Source organism: Umezawaea sp. Da 62-37 (genome assembly GCF_032460545.1).
Taxonomy (GTDB): Bacteria; Actinomycetota; Actinomycetes; order Mycobacteriales; family Pseudonocardiaceae; genus Umezawaea.
On the sequence record NZ_CP135965.1, the window covers coordinates 2087572 to 2107094 of the forward strand.

A 19523-nucleotide genomic window follows, 5' to 3' on the forward strand; every position below is an offset into this window, starting at 1 on the left:
GTCAGTACGCGTTCCCGACCTTGGTGGCCGCGTTGGTCTCGTCGTACTGGTCGTCGGAGATCACCACGTTCTCGCTGATGTCCTTGCCGTCCGCGAAGTCCTGGAGGACCTTGAAGGACAGCGGGCCGAAGCGCGGGTTGGACTCGACGACCGCGTTGTAGCCGCCGTCGGCGACCAGCTGCACGGCGTTCTTCGTGCCGTCGATCGAGACGATCTTGACGTCCTTGCCGGGGTTCTTGCCCGCGGCCTTGAGCGCCGTGACCGCGCCGATGCCCATCTCGTCGTTCTCCGCGTACACCGCGGTGATGTCCGGGTTGCTCTGGATCAGCTGCTCCATGACCGCCTGGCCCTTGGAGCGGTCGAACTCACCGGTCTGCTCGGCGACCACGGTCAGGCCCGTCGTCTTGGCCAGCTCGTCCTTGAAGCCCTTGGTGCGGTCGGTGGTCACGTTGTTGCCCGACGAGCCGAGCAGGATCGCGACCTTGCCGGTGCCACCGGTCACCCGGACCATCTCGGCGGCGGCGCGCTGGCCCTGCTCGACGAAGTTGGACCCGATGAACGTCAGGTAGTCGGTGCACGGGGCGGAGGTCACCTTGCGGTCGATGGTGACGACCGGGACCTTCTTGGCCTTCGCCGCGTCGAGCGCGGGCTGGAGGCCGTCGGAGTTGAGCGGCGCCACGATCAGCAGCTGCGCGCCCCGGTCCAACATGGACTTGATGTCGCTGATCTGCTTGTTCAGGTCGCTCTGCGCGTTCGTGACCAGCAGCTTGTCGGAGGCGATGCCCAGCTTCGCCGCCTCGTCCTTGATGGACTGGGTCTCGGCGATGCGGAAGGGGTTGGCCTCCTTCTCCGACTGGGAGAAGCCGACGATCGCGCTCTTCACGTCGACCTTCGGGTAGCCGGTCTTCTCCAGCGTGCAGCCAGGACCGCTGGCCTGGGACGCCGCGGCGGAGGCCGCGGGACCCGCGCTGGACTGGGTGTTCGTGTCGGCCTCGCGGCTGGTGCAGGCCGTCAGCGCGACGGTGAGCGTGGTGACCGCGAACAGAGCGGCTTTGGTGCGGCGCACGGGCGGCGTGGACATCGGTTGCTCCTCGATCGGACGGCGTGAGCCCCGTCACCAAGACGGGACGGTGACAGATTTACATCGTTGGTACAACGTTGTAAAGACCCAGGAGAACAGGTTACGATCACATCCGTTCCCCATGAACCGACGCCGATGGGAGGCCTTGGTTGGCCACGCTCAAGGACGTCGCCAGGCTCGCCGGTGTGTCGGTCAAGACGGTGTCGAACGTGGTCAACGGCTACGAGTTCGTGAAACCGGACAACCGCCGCCGGGTCGAGGAAGCACTGGCCACGACCGGCTACCGCCCCAACATCGGAGCGCGCAACCTGCGCCGCGGCCGCACCGGCTCACTGGCCCTCGTCCTACCCGAACTGAGCATCCCCTACTTCGGCGAGATGGCCGGACTGGTGCTGGAAGCGGCGCAGGAGCACGAGTGGAACGTGCTCATCGAGCAGACCCTTGGTACCAGGGAACGGGAGCGCTCCACGCTCGCCGCCCTCGGCCCGCACATGATCGACGCGGCCATCGTGAGCCCGGAAGCGCTGCACTCCAGGGACTTCGACGAACTGGACCCCGGCATCCCGGTCGTGATGCTCGGCGAGCACTCGGTCGACGTGCCGATCGACCACGTGGGCATCGACAACGTGGTCGCCGCGCGGGTCGCCACCCAGCACCTGATCGCCCTCGGCCGCCGCCGGATCGCCGCCATCGGCGCGCACCCCTACCGCGGCACCGCGACGCAGCGCCTGGAGGGCTACCGCTCCGCGCTCACGGCCGCGGGCCTGCCGGTGCGCCACGACCTGATCGTGCAGGCCCTCAACTACCACCGCCGCGACGGCGCCGAGGCGATGGCGCACCTGCTGTCGCTGCCGGAACCGCCCGACGCGGTCTTCTGCTTCAACGACCTGCTGGCCATCGGCGCGCTGCGGGCCGCGGCCGAGCACGGCACACGGGTGCCCCAGGACGTGGCGGTCGTGGGCTTCGACAACAACGAGGAGAGCGCTTACAGCATGCCCTCGTTGACGACCATCGCCCCGGACAAGGCGGCCATCGCGCACAGCGCGGTCGACCTGATCCGGCGCCGGATCAAGGGTGGGCAGGAACTGGACCCGGAGGACGTGCAGACCCCGTTCTCCCTGGAGATCAGGGAAAGCACCCGCTAGGACCCGCCCCGGCGGCGCGCTCAACGCGCCCGAGCACGCCGCCGGGGCGGTTCGACCGATGTCCGGTCATGCCGCCCCGTTCACCGCATCGTGTGACCCATGTCACATCCACCTGAGAACCTTCCGGGCGATCCGGGCGTCTTGCGGGGTGTGGGACCACTACGGGGAAGACCGGCCGAACGCGACGAGGCGCACCTGGTGCGCCTGGTCGCCAAGGGTGATCGGACCGCGTTCGAGGAGCTGTACCGGCGGACGTCGCCGTGGATCGCCGTGCGGCTGCGCCGCCGGTGCGCCGACGAGCAGATCGTCGCCGAGGTCATGCAGGAGACCTACCTGTCGGTGTGGCGCGCGGCGGACGCGTTCGACGGGGCCTCGGTGGACGGCACGGCGGTCGGGTGGCTGTGGACTATCGCGGCGCGGCGGCTGATCGACGCGTTCCGGCGGCGGGCGCACCACGCGGAACCGCCACCGGCCGCCGCCGCGGAGACCGTGGCGCCGCCCGTCGAGGACGAGGTGCTGGCGGGCGTCGTCGGCGACGACGTCGGTGACGCGTTGCGGCGCCTGGCGCCGGAACTGCGGCAGGTGTTGCAGGCCATGGTGCTCGACGGGCTGAGCGTCCGGGAGACGGCGGTCCTGCTCGGGGTGCCGGAGGGCACCGTCAAGACCCGCGCCCGTCGGGCCCGGATCGCCATGCGGGAGGCGCTGTCATGACCGTGGAACACCCCTCCGGAGGACTTGTCGGGCGGTACGCGCGCGGCGACGCGGACATCCCGGCCGACGAGGTGTGGGCCGTGGAGGCCCACCTCGAGAAGTGCGCGCCGTGCCGGGCGCTGCTGGCCGACACCGATGACGGCGTGCTGGTGGACGCGGTGTGGACGGACCTCCGGCCGCTGCTGGACGCGGTCCCGCAGATGCCGCGCAGGAGACCGTGGCTGCGCGGGCTCAACGCCTGGGTCACCCCGTCCATGGTGCCGTGGCTGACCATGACGCTGGTGGTCGCGCTGCTGGCCGTGCTGGCCGACCGGCTGTCCTCCGGCGGTCCCGACGGGGTGTCGGTGGTGCTGCTGGTAGCACCGGTCCTGCCGGTGCTCGGCGTGGCGGCCGCCTGGGGGCGGGGGCTCGACCCGGTCTACGAGATGACCGCGTCGACTCCCCGCGCCGGACTGCCGCTGCTGCTGCGGCGCACGGTCTCGGTGCTGCTCACCGTGATCCCGATCCTGCTGGCCGCGGGCCCGAGCACCTCGACCGCGCTGTGGCTGCTGCCGTGCCTCGCCTTCACCACCACGACCCTCGCGCTCGGCGGTCTGGTCGGCATCGGCCGGGCCGCCATCGCACTGGTCGTGGTGTGGGCGGTCGTGATCGTCGCACCGTCCACGGCCCTGATCCCCTCCCCCCTCACCTCGCACCAGGGCGGCCTGCCCGTGTGGGGCGTTCTCCTCGCGCTGGGACTCGTCGTCGTGGCCGTCCGCAAGGACGCCTACACGCACCTGGGCGCACACCGATGAAAGAGGAAACATGACCCGAGTGGTGAGCGCGGCCGAGACCGCACCGACCACCTACTCCCACGAGATCAGGGCCACCGGTCTGAAGGTCCGCGTAGGAGTGCGCAAGATGGCCGTCGACGGGCTCGACCTGTCGCTCGGCACCGGCGTCCACGGGCTGCTCGGGCCCAACGGCGCGGGCAAGACGACCCTGATCCGCGCCCTCGCCACGGTGCTCCGGCCCGCGGACGGCACGCTCGAGGTGCTCGGCACCTCCGTGGGAGGACGCGTCGACCAGCGTGCCCTGCGCCGCCGGATCGGCTACCTGCCGCAGGAGTTCGGTTACTACAAGCGGTTCACCGTCCGCGAGTTCGTCGAGTACATGGCGTGGCTCAAGGAGATGCCCAAGCGGGACGTCCCGGCGGCCGTGCAGCGCGCCGTCGAGCGGGTGGGCCTGGCCGACCGGGCCGACCACCGGATGAAGACGCTGTCCGGCGGCATGGTCCGGCGGGCGGGGATCGCGCAGGCGATCGTGAACGACCCGCGGGTCCTCCTGCTCGACGAGCCCACGGCGGGCCTCGACCCGGCGCAGCGGCTGCGGTTCCGCGAACTCCTGCAGGAACTGGGCACCGACAGCTGCGTCGTCGTGTCCACGCACCTGGTCGAGGACGTCGCGGCGGCGTGCACGGACGTCGTGCTGTTCGCCGAGGGCAAGCTCGTCTTCCAGGGCACGCCCGATCAACTGGCCACCGCGGGCGGACCGGAGCACGTGGGCGACAGCCCGATCGAACGCGGCTACTCGGCGCTGCTCGGCGAGCCGGGCAAGGGACAGGGGCAGTGGTGAACCGGCGGATCCTGGGAATCGAGCTGCGGCGCTCGGCCGCGCCGTGGGCGGGCGTACTGGTCGTGGTGGTGGCGTTCGGCTTCCTCTACTCGTTCAGCGGGCCGTGGGGCCACAGCGCCGAGGACTGGACCGAGCAGTGGACGAACGCGGCGGGCTGGGGGCGCTTCCTGCTGAACGTCCTGTGGCCGCTCGTGGTCGGAGCCGGTGCGCTGCAAGGACTTCGCGACCACCGCTCGGGTGTGGGCGAGCTGCTGTCCAGCACACCGCGGCCGGTGCTGCACCGCGCGCTCAAGACCCTGGGCGCGACGGCGATCACGCTGGCGGCGGGCTACCTGGTGATCTTCGCGGTGGCCGCGGTCCAGGTCGTCGCCAACGAGGGGTACTTCCACCTCGGGTGGGTGCCCACCGTGCTGGTCGGCGTGCTGGGCATGGTCGCCGGGGCGTGGCTGGGGATCGGGGTCGGCCGCACGCTGCCGTCCGCGCTGACGCCGCCGCTGCTCGCCCTCGCGTCCCTGGTGGGGATAACGTTCCTGACGCTGGGGAGCGACCCGGCCAGTTCGCTGGGCGGCGCGGTGCCCATGCGGGTCTCCCTGCTGTCCCCCGCCCTCAGCGGCGTGCGGGACGTGTTCGCCGTCGTGTCGGACCGGGTCAGCGCGGGCCAGGCGGTCTGGCTGGTCGGCATGGCGGCGACCGGTCTGCTGCTGGCCACCGCGTCCACAGCCCGACGACGACTGGTCTCGCTGCTCCCGGTGGCGGTGGGCGCGGCGGTCGCGCTGGCCGTGCTGCCCGCGGACCGCGCGCAGACCTACGTGGTCGACCAGGCCGCGACCGAACTCGTGTGCCAGGGGCGGCTGTGCGTGACGAAGATGCACGAGGCGCAACTGGCCACGGCGGGCGGGCAGGCGGAGGAAGCGCTGCGGCTGCTGGCGAAACTGCCCGATCCCCCGACGGGGGTCCGCGAGGTGGTCATCGCGAAGTCGGACACCGGAGTCCGGCCGCGGTCGGCGACCGAGGTGACCGCGACGTTCGACGACCTCGACCTCGGCGAGGTCGGGGCCGGCAAGCTGACCCGCCGCCTCGTCTCGGGCGCCGGTGCGCCGACGTGCTTCGGCTGGGGCGACTCCACCACCCGCGATCAGTACGAGAAGGCCACCAGGGAGACGATCGCCCGCTCCGTGGCCGCGTCCTGGTTCGTCGACTCATACGCGCCGCCGCACGACACCAGGAACTCCGATTACCCCGAGTACCGGGAGTCCAACGACCTCGCGAAGCGGACCTGGGACTCCCTGCGCGCACTGCCCGCCGACGAGCAGCTCGCCCGGATGACCGCCCTGCGGTCGGTCTCGCTGTCCTGCCAGGGCGACCAGCTCGACGCGCTCACCGGCGGCGCCCCGTGAGGTGGCTGACCCTCTACGCCCGCTCCCGCCAGGTCCCGGCCTCCGTCACCGCCCTGCTCATCAGCACCACGGCCCTTTGGTTCCTGACCGCCGGCGACACCCCCGGCTTCCGGATGGCGAGCATCGCGCTCGCCACGGCCGTCGCCGTCATGGCGGTGGGTCTGGGCGGCCAGGACCTCGACCTGGACCGCACCGCCGCGGTCCGCTGGCTGCCGAGACGGGCGGCGCACGTCCTGCTCATCGGCACCCTCGCCGCCACCGCGCTGCTCGCCCTCCAGTCCGCGGGCCCCGACCTCGCCCCCACGGCCTTCGTCATCCGCGACAGCGCGGGCCTCATGGGCCTCGCCGCCCTGGCCGCCACCGCCTTCGGCGCCCAGTACGCCTGGACCCTCCCCTTCGCCTGGCCCACCATCGCGTTCTTCATCCCGCACGCCGACAGCAACGCGTTCCGCGCCTCCACCTGGATGCTCCAACCACCCGACACCCCCGCGGCGACGTGGACGGCCCTCACCCTGGCCGTCCTCGGCACCACCGCCTACGCCGTGGCGGGTCCACGCCGGTAGACGTTGTCCCGGTGCCAGGCGAAGTAGGGCTCGGACCCCGGCCGGTGAGCAGTGCACCGCAGGCCTTCCAGGCGGCGCAGGTAGTCGCTGACGGCTGACCCCAGCTCGACCGTGCTCGGCGCCGCCAGCACCCGACCGTGCTCGTCGACGGCCAGGTACCCGTCCTCGTAGAGCCGGTCGCAGCCGAACCCGCAGGCGAGCATGGCCACGTTGCGCAGGTCGTTGCGCTCCTCGTCGGTGCACAGCGACCGCGGCTTGACGTGGGCGGCGACCAGGAAGCCCATCGGGAACTCCTGGCCGCACAGGTCGCAGGACGCCTGCCGCCGGTCCCCCACCAGGAACCGGCGCAGGTACACCTGCTCCTTGCGGTACTTCCGCACCGCCTTGCCGTCCAGGACCGCGAACAGGGCACCTTCGCTCACGGGAATGTCGACGGGGTCCGCCATGGTGACCATGGCGGGCCCCGTCGACGCCACCGCGCCCGGCACCGTGGCCAGGACGGCACCGATGAACGAACTGCGATGGCCAAGTCCGTCCGCGGTCGGATGGATCCGCACGAACCCTTTCTCCCGCAACAGGTCCAGCCCTTTCTGAACAGCCGCGACCCGCACCGGCTCCCCTGCTTCCGACCGCCCTGTGCCGACGCGCACGACGTCGGGATCGACCCGGATGATCCGGTTGGGCTTGCCGGTCACGGTGAAGAGCTGCTTGCCCACCAGCGACCGGAGCACGTCCAGCGCGCTCGGCGGCGCCAGGTCGTGGTCGGCGAGACCGACCAAGGTCAGCAGCGCCCGGAAGTCCACGTCCGCCAAGTGCTCGCGGTGCAGCACGTCGACCACCCGCCCCCGGAACCCGCGGTCTCCCAACCGCTCGGCCACGTGCGACGTGAACCCTGCGCGCTCACCCGCCTCCCACAACCCGGACTCCGCACCCAACCCCCAGTACGGGGCCTCGGGCTCCTCAAGCCCGAACTCCGCCAGCACCCGCCCCGCGTCGACCTTGAACTGCGCCCACGGGAACAACCGGTCGTGCCCGGCCGCGACTTGACCAATGGCCCACAAGAGGGCCAGCGACTTGTCCCGTCCCCGCTCCGACAGCCCCGCGAACGACACCAGCAGATCGGCCCTCGGCCCCACGTCCACCCGCGCCACCACGGGGGACTCCACGCGGTCCGCGTCCAGCCCGACACCCTCGTCATCCGTCGCATGCACCCGCACACGGTGACACATGGTCAACAAACACATCCGCCACCGGCATTACCGCCATTCCGCGACCCCTAATAGACCGAACGGTCCCCACATTCGTTTTCCCGCCCCATACCATTCCCAAAACCAATGCGCAAAAACACCGGAAATGCGCATCACGGTATTTCCCGCCCTCCTCACCCATCCGTCTGACGTGCCCGGACTCCCCTTCCGGTGCATTCGGAGCAGCGAATCGGGCCCTTGCACCCGATCGCACGAGTGAGAAGAGAACAAGTGATGGAATCCGTTCGTCAACGTGGACGACGGCGCGCGCTGGGCGCGTTGGCCTGCGCGGCATTGGCCGCTATCAGCACCATCGCCTTCGTCCCTGCGACGGTCGCCGCCCCCGCGCCGGCCGCCAGCAAGTGCGGGCCGCTGGACGTGGCGTTCGTGCTGGACGACACCGGCAGCATGGGCGGCACGATCACCAACCTGAAGACCGGTATCAACAGCATCGTGAACGACGTGGTGACCGCGTCCGGCGGTGACTACCAACTGGGTCTGGTGACCTTCAAGGACAACGTGACGGTGGTGAACGACCTGGCGCCGGGCAACGCGGCGGCGGTCACGAGCTACGTGACGAACACGCTCGGGGCCAGTGGTGGCGCCAGCGAGCCCGAGGCGTCGGACGAGGCGCTCAACACGGCGGTGAACCGGTTGCCCGCGGCCGGGCGGCCGCAGGTCGGGAACTTCAACGGGGTGTGGCGGTCGACGGCGACGAAGTTCGTCGTGCTGGTCACGGACGCGCGACCCGGCGGGTTCGACAACAACTACGTCGTGGGCACGGACAACGTGAACGCGGCGGCGCGCGCCACCGAGGCGCTCGGCGTGGGCATCAAGATCTCGGCGGTGTACGTGCCGACGCCCTCTTCGACGGCGTACTCGTCGACGATCGTGCCGATCATGCAGAACTACGCCACCACGACCGGTGGCATCTACACCCAGGCGGCCGCCGACGGGAGCGGGACCGCCACGGCGATCCAGCGGTTCCTGAGCGACTGCAAGCAGACCGACGTGTTCATGCACGACCAGCCCACCGACACGGGCGTCGAGACCAACCCCAACGGGACGGTGTGGAGCAGCCCTGACATCAAGGTCTGCCCGACGCTGGCGGACTGCCCCGGCGGCCAACCGGTCGTCGGCTCGACCAGCTACGTGCACGTGAAGCTGCACAACCCCGGCCCTTACGGCAGCGGCCCCGGTCTCGGCACGCTGAAGGTGTACTACACCGCGCAGGGCGGCGCGGCGGTCTGGAACCCGGTGACGGGCGGCAACTGGACGTCCATCGGGCAGCAGGGCGTCACGGTGCCCGCGGGCTCCACGGTCGTGAAGATCCCGTGGGTCAACGTGCCGGGGCCGGGTCACTTCTGCCTGCTGGCGCGCTGGGTGTCGGCGACCGACCCGATGACCTACGCCGAGGTCGGCAACACCGTGCTCAACGCCAAGAACAACAACAACATCGCCTGGCGCAACGTGGACACCGTCCGCGTGAAGCCCGGCCAGACCGTCGGCTCGCCGTTCCACCTCGGCAACGGCACCGACAAGGCGATCAAGACCGACCTCGTGGTCACCAGCCCCGGCAAGCCCTTCGTGGGCGCGGGCGGGTCGCTGGTGATCGACCTCGGGCGGCAGCTGTTCGACCGCTGGAAGCAGGCGGGTGGCGGCGGCGAGGGCGTGAAGCAGGTCGGCGAGACCTCGCTGGAGATCACCGACGCCAGGCAGGCCCGGATCGCGGGGCTGGTGGTCGAGGCCGGTGAGCGGTTCGAGACGAAGCTGTCGTTCACCGGCCGCGAGCCCGGTGAGTTCGTGCAGCACGTCGTGCAGTTCGACGCCGAGATCGGCGACATCGGCGGTGTCGAGTTCCAGGTGTTCGTGGAGTAGCGGACCAGGGGGCGGGCCTTCGGGTCCGTCCCCTGCGCCTGGCGTCCGTGCCTGGCATGCTCCGCCGATGGACCTCGTGGAGCAGGACGTCGCGACCTCCCTCGGCCGCCTGCGGGTGCGGGTGGGCGGCGAGGGCCCCACGATGGTGTTCTGGCCGAGCCTGCTGATGGACGGCACGATGTGGGCGGCGCAGGTCGAGCACTTCGGCGTCGACCACCGGGTCGTGCTGGTCGACCCGCCCGGCCACGGCGGCAGCGAGCCCCTGACCCGGCTGTTCGACTTCGACGAGTGCGCGCGCTGCGTGGTGCAGGTGCTCGACCACCTCGGCGCGACCACCGCGCACTTCGTGGGCAACTCCTGGGGCGGGATGATCGGCGCCACGGTCGCCGCCCGCTTCCCCGAGCGGCTGGACAGCGCGGTGCTGATGAACTGCACCGCCTCCCCCGCCCCGACCCGGCAGCGGGTCGAGTACGGGTTCCTCACCGCGATGGCCAGGCTGGTGGGCGGCATTCGTGGACCACTGGTCAAGCCCGTGCTCGACGCGTTCATCGGCAGGACGACCAGGCGCGAACGGCCGGAGGTCGTCTCGACGATCCGGGCCGCGCTGCGCCGCGTGGACATGGCGTCGGCGGCCTGGGCGGTGACCAGCGTCGTCCCCCGCAGGCCCGATCAGCGCGAACTCGCCACCACGATCCGCGCCCGCGTGCTGGTGGTGGCGGGCGCCGAGGACGCCACGTTCCCGGTGGCCGAGACCAGGGTGATGGCCGACGCGATCCCCGGCGCCCGGTTCGTCGTGCTGGACCGCACCGCCCACCTGGCCGGGCTGGAGAGCCCGGCCGAGGTGAACGCGCTGATCAGCGGCTTCCTCGCGCGGTGATCGCCAGCTGGGTCATGAACCGCTTGGTGATCCGACCCCCGTGGTCGTCGTCGATCAGGCTCGCGATGCTGCGGAACAGGCCTTCACGGGCATCGGGCGGCAGCGCCCGATGCCCGGAATACGTGGACAGCAGGTCCAGGTATTCGGCAGCGGTGTAGGTCAGCTCCCACTCGTGGCGCCGGAACGACACCGGCCCGAACCGCCCCGACCCGTCGAACTCGGCGGAGTCCTCCGGGATCGCCGACGACGGCTCCAGCCGGAGATCCGGCGGGGTCGCCGGGTCGAACCGCTCGTAGCAGCGCTGGGCCGCGGCGAAGAACGGCACGGTGCCGCCCAGCACGTGGTGCGTGGAGACGACGACGAGCGAGCCGCCCGGCCGCAGCACGTCCGCGGCCTTCACGACCCGCACCTCCGGGTCGACCCAGTGGAACGCCGTCGCCGCCACGACGAGGTCGAACGGCGTCGCGGGCGGCCCCCAGTCCTCGAACGCCGAGACGACGACGTCGGCCTCGGGGACGTTGCGACGGGCCACGGCCGCCATGTTCGCGTCCAGCTCCACCGCCGTGACCGCCCAGCCCAGGCGGGCCATCGGCAGCGTCGCCTGCCCGGTGCCGCAGCCGATCTCGAGCACGCGCGCGCCGGGGCCCGCGAGGGAGGCGAGGTCGGCGACCACCTCCGGCGGGTACCCCGGCCTGCACCGGTCGTACAGCTCGGCGTCCTCGCCGAAGATCCCGCGCAGCCGGTCCCGGTCGGTCATGAGTGCGAAAGGTCCGTGATCATGGCGGACATGGTCACACCGGACGCGCGGGCGCGCATCCGGATTACCGGTGCGGTGGCGGCGGCGGGATCGACGTGAGGTCGGGCGCCTGTTCCGGCCACACGAGCAGCACCGGGCACGGCACGTGGTCGACGACGAACCGGGTCGCCGGGCCGAGGCTCTTCGGCCCCAGCCGGGAGCGGTCGCCGTCGCGGGCGACGATCAGCAGGTCAGCGCCGTCCACCGCGGCGATCACCTCCCCCTCCGCGCGGCCGTGGCGGTTCACCGTCGTCGCGGGACGGCCCAGTTCCTCCGCCGCGACGCGCAGCAGGTGTTCGGCCGCCGCCTCGGCCAGTTCCTCGACCTGGTCGCCGGGGTCGTGCTCCGGGTGGCCGCGGCCCAGCAGCCCGGCGAACGCCCCGTGCGCGGCGCCGGGCACGTCGGGCGCGGTGACGTGCAGCAGGACCAGGTTCGCATCGGGCGGGGTCAGCGTGCGCGCGGCTCGCACGCACGCGCGCCAGGTCCCCTCGACCACCCAGACGACGACGTCCACGTTGTCAGCCTCCGATCACGGTCAGGCCCGCCCAGAGTCCCAGGACGGCGAGCACGAGCGACACCGGCACGGTGAGCAGGCCGAGCTTCGTGAACTCGGCGAGGTCCGCGCGGGTGTCGTGCTGGTGCAGGATCCGGCGCCACAGCAGGGTCGCCAGCGATCCCACGTAGGTGAGGTTCGGCCCGATGTTGACGCCGATGAGGACGGCCAGCACCGCGCCCGTGCCGCCGGAGGCCGCCAGCGGGAGCAGCACCAGCACGGCGGGCAGGTTGTTGATCAGGTTGGCCAGCACGGCGGCGACCGCGGCGAGGCCCAGCAGCGCGGGCAGGGTGCCGCCGGTCGGGACGAGGTGGCCGACCGCCGAGGACAGGCCGTTGTCGACGACCGCCCTGACCACGATCCCCAGTGCCAGCACGAAAATCAGGAACGGGACGCTCGTCGCCCCCACCAGCGCGACGGGCTTGGTCGTCCGGCGCACCAGCGCGCGCACGCCCAGCACCAGGGCGCCTCCGAACGCCGCCCACGCCGGGTCGACGCCCAGCGGTGACGTGACCGCGAACCCGACCAGCGTCAGTCCGAGCACGACCAGCACGAACGCGGGCGCCTTCCGCTCCGGCGCGGGCATCGGCTGCCCGTCGGCACCCGCCGCCAGGTCGGAGGCGAAGAAGAACCGGAACACGACGTACTCGACGGCGATCGCGGCCAGCCACGGCAGCGCCATCAGCCCGGCGAACGCGGTGAACGAGATGCCCGCGGCGGTGAACGCCAGCAGGTTCGTCAGGTTGGACACCGGTAGCAGCAGCGACGCGGAGTTCGCCAGGTGCGTGCACGCGTACACGTGCGGCTTGGGCCGAGCGCCCAGCCGGGACGCGGTCGCGAACACCACCGGCGTCAGCAGCACCACCGTGGCGTCCAGGCTCAGCACCGCCGTGATGGCCGCCGCGACCCCGAACACCGCTCCCAGCAACCGCTTCGGGCTGCCCGAGCACAACCTGGCCATCAGCGACCCGGCCGCCTCGAACAGCCCTTCGTCCGCGCACAGCCGCGCCAGCACCAGCACCGCGGCCAGGAACCCGACGACCGGCGCCAGCCGCTCGACTTCGGCGACCGCGTGCGACCACGGGATCGCGCCCGTCGCCAGCACGATCCCGGCGGCGGGCACGGCGGCCACCGCCTCCGGCAGACCGCGCGGCCGGATCACGGCGAACGCCAGCACCGCGACCAGCAGCACCACGGACACGACGGTGTTCAGCTCGGACCTCCCCGCACGACGAGCAGCACCATCATCCGGTGCGCGGGGCGACTCGGCAGAGCAGAGGTCAGGCGGACCGCGGGTAGAGCGCGGCGACCCCACCGGCCAGGCGCTCCCGGACGGTGCGGCTCAGGTCGTCGACCAGGATCTCCACCTCACCCGCGGCGAGCCCGTCGAGGGCCAGTCGCGCGACCGCGGCCGGGTCGTTCTTGGGCGAACTGACGTGGCTGGCCATGTCGGTGTCCATGTAGCCCACGTGCAGCGCGGTGACCTGCGTGCCCTGACCGGCCAGCTCCAGGCGCTGGGCGCTGGTGAGCGACCACGCGGCCGACTTGGCGGCGGCGTACGCGCTGACCCCCGGCGCGGTGAACCACGACAGCACCGACAGCACGTTCAGCACGGCCCCACCACCCTGCTCGGCCAGTTGCGGCGCGAACGCCCTCGTCACCGCCAGCGTGCCGAAGTAGTGCGTCTCCATCTCCAGCCGGATGTCGTCGAGCGGACCCCCGGTCACCGACGCGCCGGTGGACGAGCCCGCGTTGTTGATCAGCAACGACACGCCGGACGCCGTGCGAGCGGCCTCGGCGACCGACTCGGGGTCGGTGACGTCGAGCCGGATCGGGATCACGCCGGGGAGGTCGACGCTCTCCGGGTCGCGCGCTCCGGCGTAGACGGTGGCCCCGCGCCGGAGCAGCTGCTCGGCGAAGTGCCTGCCGAGGCCGCGGTTGGCGCCGGTGACGAGAGCGGTGCGGCCTGCGAGGTCCATGGCGTTCTCCAGTCTGAGTTGGTATTTCCAACCTAGCTACCTGAGTAGGAAATCGCAACCCAGGTTAGAATGGGGGCATGGCCGCCCCGAAGCTCATGGACTCCACCTGCTCCATCGCCCGCAGCCTCGGCGTGCTGGGCGAACGGTGGACGTTCCTGATCCTGCGCGAGGCGCTGACGGGCACGACCAGGTTCGCCCAGTTCCGCGACGTGCTCGGCATCGCTCCCGACGTCCTCACCGCCAGGCTGACGACGCTCGTCGAGTACGGCGTGCTCACCCGCGAGCCCTACCAGGAGCCGGGCAGCAGGCCGCGCGACGCCTACCACCTCACCGACGCGGGCCGCGAGCTCGACGTCGTCCTCGGCGCGCTCCAGCAGTGGGGCGACCGCCACCTCCCCCGCGCCGAAGGCCCCACGGTCGAGCGCCGGACCCGCACCGACGACCGCCCCGTGCACGTCGGTTACGTCGACGGGTCCGGCCACGAGGTCGACCCCTCCGACGTCGTCGCACACCGCACGGCGGCCTATCCCGCCGGTTAGGCGGCCACCGCCGACCACGCGTCAGCCGCTGTGCCGGTAGTCCGCCCGCTCCCCCGACCCGTACTCGTCGAGTTCGATCCGGAGCAGCCGGTCGGACACCAGCCGCACAGCGGGCAGCCGGAGCTGCTCCAGGATCGCCAGCGCGCGCAGCCACGCCGTGCGCGCGCCCGCCCTGTCCCCCGCCTCCAGGAACGTGTCGCCGAGTTCCATCAGCTCCTCGGCCTCGTACACCGGGATGTTCGCCCGGCGGAACAGCTCGATGGCCCGCTGCCGGTAGGCGACGGCCTTCTCGAACTGGCCGCGCAACCGGTGCGAGTCCGCGAGCACGACCCAGCAGTTGGCCTCGCCGTTGCTGTCGTCGAGGTCGCGGAACAGGCTCATCGCCTTGCGCGCCAACGCGACCGCCTCGGGGTGGGCGCCCAGCTGGCTGCGCGCCCACGCGATGCCCTGCAACGAGTTCGCCTGCCCCTGCTGATCCTCGGCCGCCGAGTACAGGGTGAACGCGCTGGCGTGGTGCGCGGCGGACTCCGCGTAGCGGTGCTGCCTGCCGTGGATCGAGCCGAGGCCGCTCAGCACGTGCGCCTGCTCGTAGTGCAGGCCGAGGTCGCCCAGCAGTTCCCACGCCCGGTCGAGCAGGGCGACGGCGTCGTCGGGACGACCGAGGTAGTGGCGCGCCCCGGCGAGGCTCCGCAGCGCGAACGCCAGCCCCTTCTCGTCGCCCTCGCCCTCCGCCGAGGCCGCCACCACGGACATGGTCGCGTCCCACTCGTGCCACAGCCCCTGGAACTGGAGGTGCTGCTGCATCGTCAGGGCGAGTTCCCTGGCGTCGACCGGCCGCCCGTTCTCCGCGGCGTACCGGACGGCGGCCATGAGCACCTGGTGCTCGGCGGCGAACCACCGCGACGCGTGCTTGTCGTCCTCGATGGCCTCCGGCGTCGCGCCGGGCCCCGGCCCCGGCGGCGGGTCGAACCGCAGCCTGGGCTTGAGCATCAGGTTGGCCCGGTGGGCGGTGTGCCGGTAGTGGTCGAACAGCCGGTCGAGCGCGGCCGCGCGGTCGGCGTCGGAGTCCAGTTCCCGGCTCAGCTCGGCGGCGTAGACACCGATCAGGTCGTGCGCGGCGAACCGGCGCGGCGAGTGCTCGGTGACCAGGCGGCCGCGGATCAGCTCGATCAGCAGCGCCCGCACCTCCCTGGCGCCGGTGCCGAGCAGGCTGGCGGCCGCAGCGAGCGAGATGTCCGGGCCGAGGTGCAGCGACAGCAGCCGGAACAGCCGCGCCGCCTGGTCGCCGAGCGTCCGGTAGGACCAGGAGAACACCGTCCGCACGTCACCGCTGCTGCCGTCGCCGAACGCGTCCAGGCTGCCCTCGGTGTCCTTCAGCTCGTCGGCGATCGCGCTCAACGGGAAGTCCGGATGCGCGGCGGCCCGCGCCGCGACGAGGCTGAGCGCGAGCGGCAGCCCGGCGCAGAACCTGACCACGTCGTCGACGGCGTGCGGTTCGGCCGCGATCCGCTCGGCCCCGATCCGCCGGACCAAGTTCTCCCGCGCCTCCTCCGGCGACAGCACGTTGAGCGACACCAGGTGCGCGCCGTCGGTCGCCGCCAGACCGGTCAACCGGTCGCGACTGGCGACGATCACCAGGCAGCTCGCCGAACCCGGCAGCAGCGGGCGCACCTGGTTCGCGTCGCGCGCGTTGTCCAGCACGACGAGCATCCGCTTGCCCGCCGTGAGGCTGCGGTAGAGGCCGACCTGTTCGTCCACAGTGGACGGCATCCTGGTCGGCAGCACGTCGAGCGCCCCGAGCAGCCCGCGCAGGGCCTCGGCCGGGTCCATCGCCGCGCCGCTGAGGTCGAACCCGCGCAGGTTCACGTAGAGCTGCCCGTCGGGGTAGCGGTCCGCCATCCGGTGCGCGAGGTGCACGGCCAGCGTGGTCTTCCCGGTACCCGGCATGCCGTCGATCGCGCAGATGACGGTGGACCCGGAGGAGACCCGGTCGGCGGGCAGCAGGGCCTCCAAGTCGGCCAGCACCGCCCGGCGTCCGGTGAACGCGGGCAGGTCCGCGGGCAGCTGCGCGGGCCGGAGCCGGACCGCCGCTCCCGGCGTCCCCACCGGGGGCGGGACCGACGACGCCTGTTGGGCCAGCACCCGCTGCTGGGCCGCCCGCAGCTCCGGGCCGGGCCCGATGCCCAGTTCGCCCGACAGGTGCGCGCGCACCGCCTGGTAGACGCCCAGCGCCTCGGCCTGGTGACCCGCGGCCGCGAGCAGCAGCATCACCTCGGCCTGCAACGCCTCGTCGAGCCGGGCCTGGTCGGCGACCGCGCGCAACGCCGGCAGCAGGTCCTCCGCCATGCCGGCGTGCCGCGCGGACTCGGCGGCCTCCTTGGCGAGCGCCAGGCGTTCCTGGTCGATCCCGGCGAACAGCACCGCGGCCCGCGTGCCCGCGTCCAGCCCGTCCGCGCACCGGCCGTGCCACAGCGCGAACGCCTCGGCGTACTTCGGCACCGCCGCGGCGTGCGCGCCCAGGGCGGCGAGCCTCCCGGCCTCGGCGGCCAGCGCGCGGAAGGCGAGCAGGTCGAGCGACACCTCGTCGACTTCGAGCTGGTAACCGCCCGCCTTGCGGAGCAGCCACCGGCCCGACGCCCTCGGCGGCAGGCCGGGCTCCAGCATCCGGCGGAGCAGGCCGACGGAGCGGTGGACGACGTTGACGGCGCTGGAGGGGGCGTTCTCGTCCCACATCAGGTCGACGAGCTCCCCCAGGACGACCGGCCGACCACCAGCGGCGAGCAGGAAGGTGAACACCAGCCGCTGCTGGGGCGCGCCGAGGTCGATCTCGACATCGCCCCGCCACGCCCGGACCGGGCCCAGCACGGTGAAGCGAACCGGTAACGCGCGACCGGGGTCCACTTCCGCCACCTGCCCTCCCCCTCCCACCCGATCGCCGGCGCATGCGGCGATCCACCTACCGCGATGTGCTCGGGAATTGTTCGCACACCGCGGGCGAAAGCGGATGTGCCGAGTCCTGAAACGACCTTGTGGTGAAAACGGTATCAAATAGGGACACCGCGCCGCGCCACGCGACGACGAACGGGAAGCATCATACCCGCGTTCGGTACGGTCCCGTTTCCATCGGAACACCCGTACCGGAATCGACGGTGAATCGAATCGAATCGACAGCTGGTCAACAGTTTCCCGGTTATGCCGACCCCCGGCCGATCGCCGACCACCCGACGCGCACCGCAGGTCAGCGCGTCGACAACGACGCGGGCCGAGTGCGGGACAGCATTCCAGCCGCACCTCTCGACCGGCGCGGTCGAACCCGCCGGATCGCGCCGGTCGGCATTCCAGGGGCCGCAGTCGCCGCCTTGTCCGGAGGGCGACGCCCACGTCCACGACGAACTCCGCGGAATCCGATCGGCGCCCATCCCGCTAGCCGACCGTACGGTTTGTCCGGCCAATTCCGCGCCGTCCGGTCGTCAGCCCTCCAGCGCGGCCTCCAGGGTGGGGCGCACGTCCAGGAGGCGGTCGAGCCCGGTGAGCCGCAGCGGCCGGGAGACCGCGCGGGTCGCCGCGACGAGCCGCAGCGAGCCGCCGTCGCGGACCGCGCGCTCGTGGCAGCGCACCAGCGCGCTCAGCCCCGTGGAGTCGAGGAAGGTCACCCCGGTCAGGTCGGCGACCACCGGCGCCTCCGGCGACAGCGCCGCGGCCAGCTGTTCCTCGAGGTCCGCGATCGTGTTCATGTCGACATCACCCGAAGCCACGACCACCACCGCGCCGTCCACGACCCGGTGGTGCACACGCAGCCGCGGACCTTCCGCGTCGTAGTCCTGCTCTGGGACCGTGCGCATGCCGCCCTCTCCTCGTCCCGGCGGACCTCAGGTCCGCGATGCCCAAAATCTGCATCGACGATAGTAGACATTTCCGGACTCGCGGCATAGGTTCAGGTCACAACTGCTGCGTCACGTCCAAACGGAGGCTTCATGGTTCCGCCGAGCACCAGGTCGGCGGGCACACCGGCCGACCGGTTCGACGACGACGACTACCCGGCCTACAGCATGGGGAGGGCCGCCGAGATCCTCGACGTGACGCAGGTGTTCCTGCGCGCCCTCGACAACGCGGAGCTGATCACCCCGCAGCGGTCCGAGGGCGGCCACCGCCGCTACTCCCGCTACCAGCTCCGCATCGCGGCCAGGGCGCGGGAACTGGTCGACCAGGGCACGGCGGTGGACGCGGCGTGCCGGATCATCATCCTGGAAGACCAGCTCACCGAGGCCCTGCGCATCAACGAGGAGCTGAAGCGGGCCGGGGACGACGAAGGCGCGCGCTGAGCGGTCGGACACTTCCGGACGTGGCACGATGACCGCGGGACCCGCCTCCTCCCCGGATTGGACCGTGCCGTGACCGTGCCCGTGGACAGCGCAATCGACGTGCTGCTCGTCGAGGACGACGAAGGGGACGTGCTCATCACGGTGGAGGCGTTCGAGCGCCACAAGGTCGTCAACCGGCTGCACGCGGTGCGCGACGGCGTCGAGGCGCTGGCCTTCCTGCGCCGCGAGGGCGCGAACACCGCCGCGCCGCGCCCCGACCTGATCCTGCTGGACCTGAACCTCCCCCGGATGGGCGGTCACGAACTGCTGGCGGTGCTCAAGACCGACGAGGACCTCCGGCGCATTCCCGTCGTCGTGCTGACGACCTCCGGGGCCGACGAGGACGTGTTGCGCAGCTACCAGCTGCACGCGAACGCCTACGTGACCAAACCCGTGGACTTCGACGCGTTCGTCACCGCCATCCGGCAGATCGACGACTTCTTCATCACGGTCGTCGCCCGACCGAGCTGACCGCTTCGGCACCCTTTCGATTCCACGCGCCTTCGCGACGCGAATAGACCGCTTCACCATTCGACAGTCGAAAAACCGCAGGTGAGGGTCGGTCGCATTCGTTTGGGGCCACCTCCCTCCGTCGAATGACGAACAAGGAAATGCGCAACGGGAATCCCTCCGGTTTCCCTATTTCACATACCTGACCATTTCACGTACGTGGACCACGAACCCGTTTCCCGAAGAACCGTTGACCCGCGCGCCGGGCTTTCCGCACAATGCGTCTCCAAGGTGTGCCGCCACACATCCGGTTCGAGCATTCCTCGGAGGTC

At 71.7% G+C, this 19523-nt stretch carries 19 protein-coding genes; 11 read left to right on the plus strand and 8 right to left on the minus strand.

The window, feature by feature from the left end; genetic code table 11:
• Position 1: 1 nt before the first annotated feature.
• Positions 2 to 1081 carry an ABC transporter substrate-binding protein gene (locus RM788_RS08930; protein WP_315931090.1) on the minus strand — a complete coding sequence of 360 codons (1080 nt, stop codon included), beginning with the start codon at positions 1079 to 1081 and terminating at the stop codon, positions 2 to 4.
• A 149-nt stretch (positions 1082 to 1230) separates the two neighbouring features.
• On the opposite strand from RM788_RS08930, the gene RM788_RS08935 reads away from it, so the two are divergent.
• The 6 genes from RM788_RS08935 (at position 1231) to RM788_RS08960 (ending at position 6511) form a co-directional block, all read left to right on the plus strand.
• A complete protein-coding gene (locus RM788_RS08935) occupies positions 1231 to 2226 on the plus strand; it encodes a LacI family DNA-binding transcriptional regulator (protein WP_315931091.1) in 996 nt (331 codons plus the stop codon).
• A gap of 99 nt (positions 2227 to 2325) precedes the next feature.
• A complete protein-coding gene (locus tag RM788_RS08940) occupies positions 2326 to 2937 on the plus strand; it encodes an RNA polymerase sigma factor (RefSeq protein ID WP_315931092.1) in 612 nt (203 codons plus the stop codon).
• Positions 2934 to 3731: a zf-HC2 domain-containing protein gene (locus RM788_RS08945; protein ID WP_315931093.1), complete on the plus strand. Its 798-nt coding sequence runs from the start codon at positions 2934 to 2936 to the stop codon at positions 3729 to 3731. Before RM788_RS08940 ends, RM788_RS08945 begins: the two co-directional genes overlap by 4 nt.
• 10 nt (positions 3732 to 3741) lie before the next feature.
• Positions 3742 to 4551 carry an ABC transporter ATP-binding protein gene (locus RM788_RS08950; RefSeq protein ID WP_315931094.1) on the plus strand — a complete coding sequence of 270 codons (810 nt, stop codon included), beginning with the start codon at positions 3742 to 3744 and terminating at the stop codon, positions 4549 to 4551.
• The gene (locus RM788_RS08955) at positions 4548 to 5948 is read left to right on the plus strand and encodes a hypothetical protein (protein ID WP_315931095.1); all 1401 of its coding nucleotides are present in this window, start codon (positions 4548 to 4550) and stop codon (positions 5946 to 5948) included. Before RM788_RS08950 ends, RM788_RS08955 begins: the two co-directional genes overlap by 4 nt.
• On the plus strand, positions 5945 to 6511 hold the full coding sequence (locus RM788_RS08960) for a hypothetical protein (protein WP_315931096.1): 567 nt from the start codon (positions 5945 to 5947) through the stop codon (positions 6509 to 6511). Before RM788_RS08955 ends, RM788_RS08960 begins: the two co-directional genes overlap by 4 nt.
• Here the strand turns inward: RM788_RS08960 and RM788_RS08965 are convergent.
• A complete protein-coding gene (locus RM788_RS08965) occupies positions 6484 to 7722 on the minus strand; it encodes an HNH endonuclease signature motif containing protein (RefSeq protein WP_315931097.1) in 1239 nt (412 codons plus the stop codon). The genes RM788_RS08960 and RM788_RS08965 overlap by 28 nt on opposite strands.
• Before the next feature lie 270 nt (positions 7723 to 7992).
• Between RM788_RS08965 and RM788_RS08970 the strand changes: the two genes are divergently transcribed.
• Together RM788_RS08970 and RM788_RS08975 are read left to right on the plus strand one after the other, a co-directional pair.
• Entirely contained in the window at positions 7993 to 9636 is a 1644-nt protein-coding gene (locus RM788_RS08970) for a vWA domain-containing protein (protein WP_315931098.1), read from the plus strand.
• A gap of 67 nt (positions 9637 to 9703) precedes the next feature.
• A complete protein-coding gene (locus RM788_RS08975) occupies positions 9704 to 10513 on the plus strand; it encodes an alpha/beta fold hydrolase (protein ID WP_315931099.1) in 810 nt (269 codons plus the stop codon).
• On the opposite strand, the gene RM788_RS08980 is transcribed toward RM788_RS08975, so the two are convergent.
• From RM788_RS08980 to RM788_RS08995, 4 genes are all read right to left on the minus strand, one after another.
• Positions 10491 to 11270, minus strand: a complete 780-nt coding sequence (locus RM788_RS08980; RefSeq protein WP_315931100.1) for a class I SAM-dependent methyltransferase — start codon at positions 11268 to 11270, stop codon at positions 10491 to 10493. The two genes, RM788_RS08975 and RM788_RS08980, sit on opposite strands and share 23 nt — an antisense overlap.
• Before the next feature lie 64 nt (positions 11271 to 11334).
• Entirely contained in the window at positions 11335 to 11823 is a 489-nt protein-coding gene (locus tag RM788_RS08985; RefSeq protein WP_315931101.1) for a universal stress protein, read from the minus strand.
• 4 nt (positions 11824 to 11827) lie between these two features.
• Positions 11828 to 13063, minus strand: a complete 1236-nt coding sequence (locus tag RM788_RS08990) for an SLC13 family permease (RefSeq protein WP_315931102.1) — start codon at positions 13061 to 13063, stop codon at positions 11828 to 11830.
• A 79-nt stretch (positions 13064 to 13142) separates the two neighbouring features.
• The gene (locus RM788_RS08995) at positions 13143 to 13841 is read right to left on the minus strand and encodes an SDR family oxidoreductase (protein ID WP_315931103.1); all 699 of its coding nucleotides are present in this window, start codon (positions 13839 to 13841) and stop codon (positions 13143 to 13145) included.
• Positions 13842 to 13918: 77 nt separating this feature from the next.
• Here RM788_RS08995 and RM788_RS09000 point away from each other — a divergent pair, with 77 nt between their 5' ends.
• A complete protein-coding gene (locus RM788_RS09000; protein ID WP_315931104.1) occupies positions 13919 to 14380 on the plus strand; it encodes a winged helix-turn-helix transcriptional regulator in 462 nt (153 codons plus the stop codon).
• A gap of 21 nt (positions 14381 to 14401) precedes the next feature.
• Here the strand turns inward: RM788_RS09000 and RM788_RS09005 are convergent, their stop codons facing one another.
• Together RM788_RS09005 and RM788_RS09010 are read right to left on the minus strand one after the other, a co-directional pair.
• On the minus strand, positions 14402 to 17290 hold the full coding sequence (locus RM788_RS09005; protein WP_315931105.1) for an AfsR/SARP family transcriptional regulator: 2889 nt from the start codon (positions 17288 to 17290) through the stop codon (positions 14402 to 14404).
• A gap of 560 nt (positions 17291 to 17850) precedes the next feature.
• Positions 17851 to 18222: an STAS domain-containing protein gene (locus RM788_RS09010; RefSeq protein WP_315931106.1), complete on the minus strand. Its 372-nt coding sequence runs from the start codon at positions 18220 to 18222 to the stop codon at positions 17851 to 17853.
• Positions 18223 to 18354: 132 nt separating this feature from the next.
• Between RM788_RS09010 and RM788_RS09015 the strand changes: the two genes are divergently transcribed.
• Entirely contained in the window at positions 18355 to 18702 is a 348-nt protein-coding gene (locus RM788_RS09015) for a MerR family transcriptional regulator (RefSeq protein WP_315931107.1), read from the plus strand.
• A gap of 69 nt (positions 18703 to 18771) precedes the next feature.
• Positions 18772 to 19212, plus strand: coding sequence for a response regulator (locus RM788_RS09020; protein ID WP_315931108.1), 441 nt, complete (start codon positions 18772 to 18774; stop codon positions 19210 to 19212).
• Positions 19213 to 19523: the final 311 nt, after the last annotated feature.

Coding starts and splice junctions, on each gene's coding strand:
- RM788_RS09000 (WP_315931104.1), top strand. CDS start 13,919: ATGGCCGCCCCGAAGCTCATGGACTCCACCTGCTCCATCGCCCGCAGC.
- RM788_RS08995 (WP_315931103.1), bottom strand. CDS start 13,841: ATGGACCTCGCAGGCCGCACCGCTCTCGTCACCGGCGCCAACCGCGGC.
- RM788_RS08950 (WP_315931094.1), top strand. CDS start 3,742: ATGACCCGAGTGGTGAGCGCGGCCGAGACCGCACCGACCACCTACTCC.
- RM788_RS08945 (WP_315931093.1), top strand. CDS start 2,934: ATGACCGTGGAACACCCCTCCGGAGGACTTGTCGGGCGGTACGCGCGC.
- RM788_RS08980 (WP_315931100.1), bottom strand. CDS start 11,270: ATGACCGACCGGGACCGGCTGCGCGGGATCTTCGGCGAGGACGCCGAG.
- RM788_RS09015 (WP_315931107.1), top strand. CDS start 18,355: ATGGTTCCGCCGAGCACCAGGTCGGCGGGCACACCGGCCGACCGGTTC.
- RM788_RS08970 (WP_315931098.1), top strand. CDS start 7,993: ATGGAATCCGTTCGTCAACGTGGACGACGGCGCGCGCTGGGCGCGTTG.
- RM788_RS08975 (WP_315931099.1), top strand. CDS start 9,704: ATGGACCTCGTGGAGCAGGACGTCGCGACCTCCCTCGGCCGCCTGCGG.
- RM788_RS08930 (WP_315931090.1), bottom strand. CDS start 1,081: ATGTCCACGCCGCCCGTGCGCCGCACCAAAGCCGCTCTGTTCGCGGTC.
- RM788_RS08940 (WP_315931092.1), top strand. CDS start 2,326: ATGTCACATCCACCTGAGAACCTTCCGGGCGATCCGGGCGTCTTGCGG.
- RM788_RS09010 (WP_315931106.1), bottom strand. CDS start 18,222: ATGCGCACGGTCCCAGAGCAGGACTACGACGCGGAAGGTCCGCGGCTG.